Genomic DNA, 12,720 nt, shown 5'->3' on the forward strand with positions numbered 1-12,720 from the left:
TATGTGATTCCGCCCGCGTTCTTTCCAGGTGTTATAAAACAGCTCGAATACGCAACGCACGATGCTGGCAAAGGAGCGCAAAGGGCGATCGCGGGGATAGGGTGGCGTCAGCCAGGCATAGGCGTGCGCCATAACAATCTGCACCAGCTCGCGCCGCTTATCCAGGGGCATCTCTTTGAACATGAGCCGGATCACGTCCGGGCCGGCGTGGATGACATTGACCGGAATACAGACGCCGCCGGATTGCAACAGCAGTTCCACCTCTTCGAGGGTATCCTCTGGCGATAACGATCGTCCGGCGTGACTAATTTTACGCCGCCCATAGAAAGATCCCGCGTTTCTTTGGCCACCGCGATGGCCGCCAGTAAAATAATGACGCTAAGCATGGCCCAGACGACATTAAAGACAATCACCCGCGGATCGACGTTGAAATAGTCATACATCACCGCCCGTACAATCCCCGCAATAATCGCCAGCACCAGAAAACAGGCCACGATAATATGCGGTCGCACGATATGGGCGTCGAAAAAGCCTTCATCTAACAGGCCGCCTTTGTCCGTTACGTTAAATTTGCCATGCTTGGGGGAGAGCAGGGTCAAGAATGTCGGGATGATAAGGTGAAACGCCATTACGGTTTCATAAATCTCTCCCCAGAAGGTATAACGATACCGACCGTTCATTCGTGAATTAAGCCAGATAGCCATAAACAGATGGGGCAGCACATAGGCAAAAATGGTGCTGGCCGACGAGGCGATAATATTCTGGTTAAACAGTAGATATACCAACGGCGCGGTCAAGAACACCACCCACGGCAGGCCATATTGAAAATGCAGCATGGCGTTGAGATAGCACAATCGCTGCTGCCACTTCAGGCCGCGGCCGAACAGCGGATTATCCATGCGCAGTATCTGCGTCATGCCGCGTGCCCAGCGGATACGCTTGAATCACATGCAGCCCGAGGCGCTCGGTGGCCAGACCGGCGGCCAGTGGAATCGCCAGGAAGGCCGAATTCCATCCTTTACGCTGTAACTTGAGCGCGGTGTGGGCATCTTCGGTGACGGTTTCCACCGCAAAGCCCTGGGTTTCCTCCAGAGCCGTACGGCGGATAACCGCGCAAGAGCCGCAGAAGAAGGTCGCGTTCCAATTATCATTACCCTGCTGCACCTGTCCGTAAAACAGCGCGCCCTCATTGGGGTTATGTCGCGCCGCTGAAAGATTACGCTCGAACGGGTCGGGGGAATAAAAGTAATGCGGCGTTTGTAGAAGCGCCAGTCGCGGGTCGATAAGAAAACTGCCGACGGTAGCCTGCAAAAAGCCGCGGGTTGCGACGTGGTCGCAATCAAATACGCAAATCAGCTCGCCCCGGGTGAGGGTTAGCGCATGGTTGAGGTTACCCGCCTTGGCATGTTTATTATCGTCCCGCGTGATATAGCCCACGCCGGCGTCGGCGGCAAAGACCGCGAATTCGCTGTGTTTGCCGTCGTCGAGAATATAGATACGCATTTTGTCTTGCGGGTAATCGATGCACTGTGCCGCCAACACGGTATCACGTACTACATCCAGGCTCTCGTTATAGGTGGGAACATAAATATCTACCGTCGGCCATAGCGAAATATCCTCCGGTATTGGTTCAATACGACGTTTTAGCGGCCAGGTGGTCTGCAAATAACCCAGGACCAGAATCACCCAGGTATAAAGCTCGGCGAGAAAAAATCCGATACCCAGACAGGCTTCCACCGTGGAATTAAAATGCAGGGTTTCGGTGGCGCGCCAGTAGATATAGCGCGTTGACATCAGACATGACATCACCACCAGCACGACATTTACATAGTAGCTTTTACTGATACCGAGCAATAACATTAGCCCCAGGCTGGCCAGGCCGAAAAAATACTGTTTATCACTGTCCATAGGCGTAATCACTATGATTGTGGCGATGGGGAGCATTATTAGTAACAGTAGATAAAACAGTGCTTTATTCATATCCTGACCTGCGATAATGTCAAATGCTCGTATTGGGCATGGCATAAAACTCGCTATCCCCTACTTTGACCCCAACGATAGCGGAGACTTTTTTACTGATAAGTTCAATATCAAAGGCCGCCGCAGACACCGGGCTGAACTCGATAATCGAACGTTGGGACGCGTTGGCTTCCGGCACGCATTCATCGCGATGAATCATGCCCAGCAGCTTGTCCCCAAGCCGCCGCTGTTCAAAAAATGGGATACGTCACGGCTGAGATTACGTCGCATATCGCTTTGATTGACGACGTAATATTGCCCCAGACGTTGATTGAGCTGCGCGCCAAGAAATTTGTGATTTTCAATCTGCGGCAACAGCGACAGCGAGGCGGTGTCCGCCAGCATCATGACGATATGCAGATCGGCAATGTTCTGTACGGCCTTCAGAGTCGGCCCCGTCCCCGGTGGAAAATCGGCGATAACTACCAGACCCGGATAATTCAACACCATATTCAAACTGTGCTGCAGAAAGTGGTGCGGATCGTGGATGATAGCGTTTTCAAACGCTAATCGCTGCTCTTCTTCCGCTTTGCCATAGGGTAGAACAAATAAATTGACGTCCGCTTTTAAAATAAACTGGCTCCAATCCATGACCGTGGTGGCCTGCGCGACATAGCCGCGGGTGTCGGAAATCGGCACGCCGAAATGCAGTCGCAGGGCGTTTTGTACGTCAAAATCAATGGCCAGCACTTTGCTGCCGCTGCGGGCCAGTGCATAGGCTAAATTGGCGCTCACGGTGGTTTTGCCCACGCCGCCCTTCGGCGAACAGACTCAAACTAACAGCATAAAGCGATATGCTCTAGAAGAAGTGAAAGGGGGACATCGCGGCCGCCGTGGGGGTCGGCAGGGGACCGCGGGGCTACGGTTGAATAAGTTTTGAAAGCGCATACCCGCGCTGCCGAGGATGTCCTGCGACGCATTTGGCACCGCAAACGGATTACCCTGTGGCGCATAAGCCTCGCGGGTGCGGGTCGGTGCCGCGTAGGGGCAGCGGGGTCTTGCTTTTGGCGAAACGGCAGCGCAGAGCGCGCCTCGTGTTGGGCCGTCAACAGGTTGCCCGGCGGCTGGGCAAACAGGGCCGCAGTGCCTTGCAACGGTAACGCCTACCTTCCGTCGGCGTCGGGGCGCGGGCTGTCTGGGGCGCGCGGGTATCGGCTCCCGCCTGCCTGGTCAATTGATCGAATACCGAGCCCGGCCGATGGGTAGTCTTAGTGCCGTCGATGGCACCGAATGGCAGAGCGCTGCCGGTTGCTGTCTGCGGCGGCAATGCGTTTTCCATCGCATTGAAAAGCGGCGATAGCGTCGGGGGACCATAGGCGTGGCGGGTGGCCCCTCCGCCATTATTGACGGACGGGCGCTTAATTCTTGTTGTGATATCGGCGATGGGGGCGGCAGAGTCGAATGACCTTGCTCCAGCGGGTGGAACGGCCGGTCGGCATTGACGATCTGTCGAATGATGGTCCAGCTGGAAGCGGAACTATTAGGATTACTTTCTGAAATTTATTTATAATCAATAGCTTCCAATTCAGCTTTTCTTTGAATCGCTTAATGTCATCATAATTATTCATGGCTCACCTTAGGAATGACGTGTGGCTGAATCGCCCGTTTTGAGGCATAAAACACGCGACCAAATCGGTTATATTAGGCGGGATAATCGGTGCGACCGGCGGTAAGCCCGGTTGCGTCATTCACCGGCATTCGGCTACCGACATGGCGGTGTTCTGGTATGTGGTCAGCGGCGGGTACCACCGCCTGCGTTTGACCTTTTAGCCATAAATGGAGAAAAGTTTGCGGATCAGACGTTCTTTAACGATTAAACAAATGGCAACCATGTCCGGTGTAGCATTGGTAACCATTTGCCTATTTATCGTGATCCAGCTTTTCCATTTCGTTCAGCAGCGCCGTGAAGATTACACCCTGCAATTGCAGAATATCGCCTCGTCGGTGCGCCAGTCGCTATCCAACGCGGTGCTGAAGGCCGATATCCCCCAGGAGGAACAGATTCTGGTTACCCTTAAGCGCAGCGGCATACTGAGCCGCGCCGATGTGGTACTGCCGAATGATGTCCAGGTTTTGCACGGCGATTTCTTGCCCGAGCGGCCGGTGCCGGCGCTGATAAGCCGCGTGTTCCGTCTGCCGGTCGAGGTGCAGGTGCCGCTCTATTCCCTGCCGCGGCCTTCTCATCCCCAGGCGCTGGCTTACTTGGTGCTGCAGGCGGACTCGTATCGCCTTTATCAGTTCATTGTCAGCGCCATTGCCACCATGATAACGACGTATCTGCTTATGGCGCTTATCATGACGGTCGCCATTACCTGGTGTATCAATCGCCTGATGGTGCATCCGCTGCGCGCGATTGCCAGCGAGCTGAAAAATCTGGCGCCGGAGGAAATCCCCTCTCACCAGCTTACCCTGCCGAATATACACCGGGACGATGAATTGGGGGTGTTGGTGCGTAGCTATAATCGCAACCAGCAGTTCACCGCGCGTGCCCGGCAGGAGCTCGAACGGCGGACGGCTCGTCATCCTGAAACCGGCTTGCCCACCCGCGCGCGCTTCCTGACGATGCTGGATGCCCGTCTGGCGGCGCAGAAAGAATTCCGACCCTGTTGTCTGCTGGTTATTGCGGTCAGTTCACTATTGGAGGCGGCGGGGGCGTTAACCGAATCGCAGCGCGGTCTGCTGCGCGCCGCGCTGGCGGATCAACTGTGGCTTGACCACGGCGAAAGTGGATTGCTGGCGCAGTTAAGCCCCCATGAGTTCGCCTTGTGCCATTGGGAGACGCCGCCGCCGTTTCAGGCCATGCCCTTGGCCCAGCGCATGTTATCCCGTATCCAGCATCCGCTTACCCTGGGAACGCTGACGCTGCGCCCCGTATCGGCGTTGCTATAAGGCTATCGGGTGACGAAAACGCAGAGAGCTTACTGCGCCGTGCTGCGTCCGCCGCCCTGTCGGCAGCGGCGCGGGGTAAAAACCAGATTGTGTTTTTCGAGCCCGGGCAGGCGGAGGTGGTGGCTCGTCGTTTGACGTTTGCCCACACGTTGCTGGACGGGATTGAGCATGGGCGCTGCGCACTGTTTTTCCAGCCGCAGGTCGATGCGTGACCAGCGCCTATTAAGCGCCGAAGCTCTGCTGCGCTGGCTCCAGGACGATGGCAGCTGGAGCCTGGCGGAGGCGGGGGGCGTAATGGTCCCACTGGGCAACTGGATACTCGAGGAGGCATGCCGGGTACTAGGCGCTTGGCAGGCGCTCGGTATCGACCTGCCGCTGGCGGTCAATTTGTCCGTGCTCCAATTGCAGGAAAATGGTCTGGCGGCGTCGTTGCAACATTGGCTGGCGCGCTATCAGATCAGAAGCGAGCGATTGGTGCTTGAAGTTACCGAATTCGATGCCTCGTTCGCTGTGCTGCGCGATCTTGGTATCGTTATCGCTCTGGATGATTTCGGTATGGGCTATTTCAGTTTATATTGCCTCGATCGTCTGCGGCATTTGCCCGTCGATATGCTGAAAATCGACCGTAGCTTTATCACCACGCTTCCCGGCGACGCCGTCATGTTGCAAGTGGTGAGCGCCATTGCTGGCGTGCTCGGCCTGCCGGTTATCGCCGAAGGGGTAGAAAATATCGCACAGTGCGAATATCTGCTGGCGCATGATATTCATCGCGGTCAGGGTTATCTGTTCTCCGAGCCGCTGACGCAGCCGGCGTTTGAACAACGCTTTCTTCACATGCCGACCCCCTGACCCTACCCCTTGCCCCCTGTTCCTTGGTTCTTGCCCTTTTCCCCTTGCGCCAGGCCCGCGGCCGGCGCCCATTTTTTGCCCTGTCCCACGAAGGTAATATTTTCTGCTATGGGGTGACATCTGCAAAGGCCCGTTGTCTAATAACATGGTGCACTTTGCGTCACACTTTTTCGGCGGAAAAGTAAAACGATGCAAACACAGCTAACCGTCAAAGTGAGAGTCAGGTTTTTTATTGGTATTGATTGAGTAGGGGTTCACATGCAGGGCACCGGAATTCGTCTTTTCTTGAGTGGTGTATTACTGGTGACATCGGGCGGGTGGGCACAGGCCGAAGCATTACAACCTATGCCGCCTGGCAGCAGAGAAAACTCAGCAATGGCTTTGCCTGGCAAATTCTGACGACGCCGCAGCGGCCGAACGATCGTGTTGAATTGCGGCTGATGGTCAATACCGGTTCACTGGCGGAAAATACCCAGCAAACCGGTTTCGCACGTCTTCTCTCCCGTTTGGCCCTGACGCACAGCGAGAATTTCACCACCGCGCAGCTTACCTCCTTATGGCAGCAGGGCGCGAATGAACGACGGCCACAGCCGCCGGCGCGCGTTTCCTATGATACGACATTGTATAGCCTCAGTTTGCCAAACGGTCGGCCGGATTTAGTGAAAGAAGCGCTGAAATGGATAGTCAATACGGCCGGCCACCTGTCCATTACCCCAGCGACAGTGCAGCAGGCGCTGGCGGCGGCGGATCCGGTGCGGTGGTGACGGTACCGGAGAACCCGCGTAACAGCTGGTGGCACTATCGCCTGAAGGGGTCGCTGCTGCTGTCCCACAGCCCGGATGCGTCGGCGAAATCACCGGTAGATGCCTAACAATTGCAGCATTTCTATCAGCGTTGGTACACCCCTGACGCCATGGCGCTGTATGTGGTGGGCAACGTGGACGGGCGCGCCCTCAACGAGCAGATCGTGAAAACCTTCTCTGCGCTGCAGGGCAAACGCGATACCCCGGCTACCGTGCCGACGATGTTGCCGCTACCGCATCAGCCCGTGAGCCTGTTCAGCGAAGAAGGCGTCTATGACAGTCTCAAACTCGTTTGGGACAGCCCGTGGCAGCCTATACGTGATTTGCTGTCGTTGAATCGTTATTGGCGCGGGGATTTGGCGCGTGAGGCGCTGTATATGCATTTGCAGCAGGCGCTAAAGGAAAGCGACCTGAAGCAGACCAATTTGCGCTTTGACTGCAATGTGAACTATCTGCGCGCACAGTGTGCGATTCACGTCGATACGCCAGCGGACAATCTGACGCCGTCGATGATCTTTGTTGCCCATGAGCTGGCCAACGTGTGCAACCATGGCCTGAGCCAGGCGGAATTCGACGCGCTTATGGCGCGTAAAACCGGGGAACTGAGCACCTTGTTCGCCACTTATGCCCGTACCAGCACCGACGTTCTGATGAGTCAGCGTTTACGCTCGCAGCAAAATGAAGTCGTAGATATCGCACCGGAACAGTATCAGAAACTGCGTAGCGCCTTTTTAGGAGGACTGACGCTGCAGATGCTGAATCAGGAATTGCGCAGCCAGCTGTCGCAGAATGCCACGATGGTGCTGATGCAGCCTAACGGCGAGCCGGAGGTAAACATGAAGGCGCTGCAGGCGATTTACGAGCACATCATGGATCCCTGCCCGCTGCCGGCGACCATCGACGAGAGCAAGCCGGAAGTCACCGACATACCGCCAGCCTCGTGATAGAGGAGGCCACCTCCGCGTCGCCGGTCAGCCTGCGGCCCCGGTGGCGGCGTCAGCCCCTTCCGGGTCGGCATGCGTCACGCGGTATGATGGCGCCGTGATACTGGATCACCGTACTAGCGGTGCGGTGACCGCTCTGGGCAGCGGCGGTTGCGGTGCCGCCGGTCAGTCGAACAGCCAGATAGCCGGCACTGAAAGAGTCGCCGGCGGTGGTCGTATCGACCACTTTCTCTTTTGGCAATTTCACCGCGTGCACTTCCTGCACCACCTCGTTCGCTTCCGCTACCAGACAGGCCTCGGCGCCGCGTTTGATGACAATTTCACTGACGCCCAGCGCACGCGTGCGCTCAAGTACAGCGTCCACCGGCTGTTCACCCCACATCATGTCCTCGTCATCGAGCGTCAGGAAGGCGATGTCGGTACAGGCAAGAATGTCGCGATAGGCCGCCTGGGTTTCTTCCCGGCTTTGCCACAGACGCAGGCGATAATTATTGTCAAAAATGACTTTTCCGCCATTGGCACGGCAGGTCCGCAGTAGGGCCAGTAGCTGCTTACGGCTTTGCAGCGAAAGGATGGCGATGCTGATCCCGCTTAAATAAAGGTAATCAAAGTCTGCCAGCGCGGCGCAAATGTCAGCCGACGACGCGCTTTCCAGCCAGTAACGGGCGGCCGCTTCATTGCGCCAATAATAAAAGGTACGCTCGCCATGGGCGTCGGTTTCAATGTAATACAGGCCGGGCAACCGGTTTTCCAGGCGCTGGATGAGCGAGGTTTCTACCCCCTCCTGTTGCAAGGCCTGCAGCATATCGTCGCTAAAGCTGTAGGTACCGAGGGCGGTAATATAATGCACCTTAAGCTGCGAGGCTGCGACCAGGCGCGAGAGATAGACCGAGGTATTTAACGTATCGCCGCCAAATCCGCGCTTAACGTCGCTGCCCTTTTGCGACAATTCGATCATGCATTCGCCGATAATGGAGATCTTTTTGCTAGTCATTGATTACTGGCCCGTCATAAATAAGAAAGCTGATATAGGCACCTAGTCTCAACAGAATGTTTGATGCAGTCAAGAAATTATGAAACGTTATTTTATTTTATCATGACCTGGATCGTCACTGTGGCAATTTTTCCGCTGCTTATCTCTTTACGCCGAACGTATTCACATTCTGCCGGGGCCGCTGATTAACCCTATTGTATAGCCGGCGACCCGCCGATTTCCGGCATGCTGAGGTCATCAGCGGTACCCATTCGCGGCGTGGGTAGGCCAGCGCGCCGCGCTATTGTCAGCCGATGCGCCCATTGACTATGGCTGGCGCGGTTGGGTGCCGTGGCCGCATATCCATGCGGAAGATATCTCATTAGGCAACCCGCAAGATGTACCGGTCGATTACACTGCCCGGCTTAAACGCATTGAGGCCAGTATCGCCCCCTTAGCGTTGCTGCACCGTGAAGTGTATCTGCCGCGTATTACTCTGGTCAGCCTTGATGCGTCCTTGAAACGATTAGAGAACGGCAAGAATAACTGGACTTTCAACCTGGCCAACAGCGACGAGAAAGACAGCCAAAAACCCGTCTCGCCGTGGTCCTTCCAGGTGGATGATATCGTTTTCGATCGGGGTAAGATCGATTATCAGGACGCTGTCGCCAAGGCGGGTATCTACCTGATGGTAAATCAGCTCGGTAAACCGGTAGCCTTCGCCGAGCTGACCGGCAGCGGCGACGATAAGCAGGCGGCGGCGAAAAATGACAACAACTATATTTTTGGCTGGAAAGCGGAGGGGACTTACAACAACTAACCGCTTAGCGGCTCGGGTAAAATTGGCGGCATACTGGCGCTGCGTAACGCAGGCACCCCGTTCCCACTGCAGGCGGATGTGCGCTCGGGCCGGACCCGCGTGGCGTTCACCGTGACGCTTGAGGATCCGCTCAATTTCGGTGGTCTCAATTTGCGCCTGCGGCTCGCCGGAGAGAATCTCGGGGATTTGCAGGGGCTAACCGGGGTGCTGCTGCCCGATTCGCCGCCCTACAATACCGATGGCCATCTGGTTGCCAACTTTAAAGGCAAAAATGCGGGCCGTTACCGTTACGAGAAGTTCAACGGCAAGATTGGTCAAAGCGATATTCACGGCACGTTGGAATACCGCCAGGGCAAACCGCGGCCGTCGCTGAGTGGTGAACTGGTGTCGAACCGGCTGCGCTTTGGCATGGCGCGCGGCACGCTTAACTCGACCATTCGTCTGGAAGGGCAGCGCACGCCGATGCGTGGCCGCGCGGATCTTCATGCCCGTGGCTTGCAGTTGAAAGCGCTGTTTCCGAGTGTCGAGGCGATGCGCAGTAGTATGGGACAATTGAATGGCTATGCGCAATTTGCCGGTACCGGCAATTCCATGGCGGCGCTGTTGGGCAGCAGCAATGGCAATCTGCGTCTGTTGATGAACGATGGGATTATCAGCCGTAATTTGATGGAAATCGCCGGTCTTAACGTCGGTAACTACGTCGTCGGTAAATTGTTTGGCGACGAGCAGGTGAAAATCAACCGTGCCGCGGCGGACGTCAATGTGAATAACGGCCTGGCGCAGCCGCGGCTATTCCTGTTCGACACGGAAAACGCGGTCATTCATGTTGACGGCACCACCAACCTGAGTACCGAACGGCTGGATTTGTCGATCAATCCCGACAGTAAAGGGGCGCGATACCGCCGCCGGGTCGGTCAATGGCCGTTCAGAATGGCGCAACTATGATCCTGGATTTCTTCGACCGAGCCGACATTGCGGTGCAGCAGACTGCGCTGGCTGGCCAAAAGTACCAATGAGCCATCGGGTAGCGGCGTAAGCGCCATATCGTATTCTCCCATCTCCTCAGAAGTATCCGGTACCTCACGCGCCAGCAGTTGCCAGTCGGTGCTGATATTGGCGGCATTGTTATCCAGCCGCTCGCGGATATCCGGCCGCAGACAGGAAATATGGATATGCAGCTGATTTTGCGTCCGGCCATAGGCGGAATTGATCGCCAGTGACAGAAAACGGTCGCCGATCGCCTTACCCCGCCTCTCGGATAAGAAATGTCTGGCCTGCCAGGCAAGATAAAAGAAATTGGGCGTCGAGGTGGCGAGTAAACGCGGGCTTTCAATACCGCTGATTTTATCGGTGGGCATCAGTAAAAACTGCAGCGGCCCGACAAAATCATCTTTAAGCACCACATAGCCGGCGGCGGTATTGACTTCACTGCACGGCGCCGGATCCCCGCGTTGGAGTTGATTGGGTACGCATTTTTCGCTCACTATCCGCCAGAGAGCGTCGGGGTGTTTCGGCGAAGAAGTCGTGTAATATTGCCACGCGCCGAGTGCCGCAACCAAAATAACAATCACCAGCAGCAGCGCATATTTGATCTATTGCCATGTCATGGATCACCCTCTTCATGTTCTCTACGCCGCATTAAAAAAACGGGCCGCATCCGCCAGGATGACAGCCCGTCATTACCGTTATCTTTACCGGCCGGCCGCTTAGCTGTGCAAATTACAGCGCCCGGTGACGTGTTTCATGCGCCGCCAGTAGTGCCAGTAGTGCCAGTAATGTCAGGCAGGCCATCGTCGCCAGGTAAATGCCCACGTAAAATAATCCGTAATTGGCGGTAAGCCAGACGGCAATGTACGGGGCGACCGATGCGCCGATGATTGACGCCACATTATAGGAAAAAGAGGCGCCGGTATAGCGAACTTCGGTGGGAAACAGTTCCGGCAACAGTGCGCCCATGGGGCCGAACGTGAGGCCCATCACCATAAACCCGCACAACAAAAACGCCATGACCACCCAGACATTCCCCGAACCCAACAGCGACGGGAACACCAACGCAAACGCCATAATCAAAACGGTAATGGCTATCATGGTGTGTCGGCGACCGAATTTATCCGCCAGTTGGCCGGCGATGGGCACCATCAGACCGAAACCGATAACGCCGATCATCAGCATCAGCAGAAAATCGTTGCGCGAAAATCCCAGACCGTGCGGCAGGGACGCCGTACCGTAGGTCATGGAGAATACCGTCATGATATAGAACAGGGTATAAGTGGCCACCATAATAAAGGTGGCGATGATGGTCACTTTCAAATGCTGGTTAAGTAGGGTACCGATAGGCATGCGAACCTGCGCCTTGGCCTTGGCGATTTTGGCGAAAACCGGCGTTTCATGCAGCGAAACGCGCACATACAGCCCAATGAGCACCAGAACGGCCGACAACAGGAAAGGCACGCGCCAGCCCCAGCTCATAAACTGTTCGTCGGTCAGCAGCCAGGAAAGCAGCAAGAACATGCCGTTAGCGAAGAAGAAACCGATAGGCGCGCCCAACTGCGGGAAAGAGCCATACAAGGCACGTTTATGCGCCGGCGCATTTTCTGTCGCCAGTAGCGCTGCGCCGCCCCATTCACCCCCAGACCAAGGCCCTGACCGAAACGGGCCAGCGCCAGAAGCAGCGGCGCCATAACGTCAATCGTCTGATAGCCCGGCAGTAGGCCTATTACCACCGTTGAGATGCCCATGGTGAGCAATGAGGCCACCAGGGTCACTTTACGGCCGGCGCGATCGCCAAAATGGCCGAACAGTGCCGAGCCAATCGGCCGGGCGATAAACGCGATGGCGAAAGTAGCCAGCGATTGTAGCGTGGCGGCGGTAGCGTCCCCCTGCGGGAAGAAGATGTGCGGGAAAACGATAACCGCGGCGGTGGCATAAATATAAAAATCGAAAAATTCGATGGCGGTGCCGATCAACGAGGCAACAATCACTTTACCCCGTGAATTAACGGGGGGAGCGGCTGAGTTGGAATCCAGAGTCGGTGCTGCTGAGGCTTGCATAATTGTTTCTTATTGGTCAACTACGGAAAAGATAGGCATCTTGGACAGAGAAATAAGGCATTTCAATGGCTGAATTTTGACCAATTAGTCATTTCCCACCGCCATCAGCAGATTATTCCTCCATATTATTTTCCTTCAGGGAAATCTGCCGTAGAAAGCGTTTTCAGAAGAGTTAATTTCTGTAAAAACCCGTAAGAAAAATTCCTCCCCAGCAATAAATGCTGGGTTGTGGTTATAAATATGTAAAAGTTGGTGATTAGCACTGCTTATTGATCACTTATGCGGAATATTACTCCGACATAATAAATAATGCCGATATATCCGACAGGAGTGTGACGCGTCTCTGCGCCCGCTTACCGATAGCCCTGGAACG

General features: G+C 55.6%; 2 protein-coding genes and 6 pseudogenes. 3 read left to right on the plus strand and 5 right to left on the minus strand.

Annotation, left to right across the window (positions count from 1 at the left end):
• Positions 1–15: 15 nt before the first annotated feature.
• Positions 16–1,980: pseudogene (bcsA, locus tag SGP1_RS26090) on the minus strand (UDP-forming cellulose synthase catalytic subunit); the annotation flags it as partial.
• Between the two features lie 19 nt (positions 1,981–1,999).
• A pseudogene (locus SGP1_RS00470) lies at positions 2,000–2,754 on the minus strand (cellulose synthase operon protein YhjQ/BcsQ).
• Positions 2,755–3,807: 1,053 nt separating this feature from the next.
• On the opposite strand from SGP1_RS00470, the pseudogene hmsP reads away from it, so the two are divergent.
• Both hmsP and SGP1_RS00480 read left to right on the plus strand, forming a co-directional pair.
• A pseudogene (gene hmsP, locus SGP1_RS00475) lies at positions 3,808–5,757 on the plus strand (biofilm formation regulator HmsP).
• 258 nt (positions 5,758–6,015) lie between these two features.
• Positions 6,016–7,504 (plus strand): annotated as a pseudogene (locus SGP1_RS00480) (M16 family metallopeptidase).
• Between the two features lie 52 nt (positions 7,505–7,556).
• Here the strand turns inward: SGP1_RS00480 and SGP1_RS00485 are convergent.
• Entirely contained in the window at positions 7,557–8,498 is a 942-nt protein-coding gene (locus tag SGP1_RS00485) for a sugar kinase (RefSeq protein WP_011409932.1), read from the minus strand.
• A gap of 310 nt (positions 8,499–8,808) precedes the next feature.
• Here SGP1_RS00485 and SGP1_RS26095 point away from each other — a divergent pair.
• Positions 8,809–10,194, plus strand: a pseudogene (locus tag SGP1_RS26095) (AsmA family protein); the annotation flags it as partial.
• A gap of 17 nt (positions 10,195–10,211) precedes the next feature.
• Here the strand turns inward: SGP1_RS26095 and SGP1_RS00495 are convergent.
• Complete coding sequence (locus SGP1_RS00495; protein ID WP_041866485.1) at positions 10,212–10,889, minus strand: CDP-diacylglycerol diphosphatase; 678 nt, start codon at positions 10,887–10,889, stop codon at positions 10,212–10,214.
• Between the two features lie 127 nt (positions 10,890–11,016).
• Positions 11,017–12,347, minus strand: a pseudogene (locus SGP1_RS00500) (MFS transporter).
• Positions 12,348–12,720: the final 373 nt, after the last annotated feature.

The sequence above is a fragment of the Sodalis glossinidius str. 'morsitans' genome (assembly GCF_000010085.1).
GTDB classification, from domain to species: domain Bacteria; phylum Pseudomonadota; class Gammaproteobacteria; order Enterobacterales; family Enterobacteriaceae; genus Sodalis; species Sodalis glossinidius.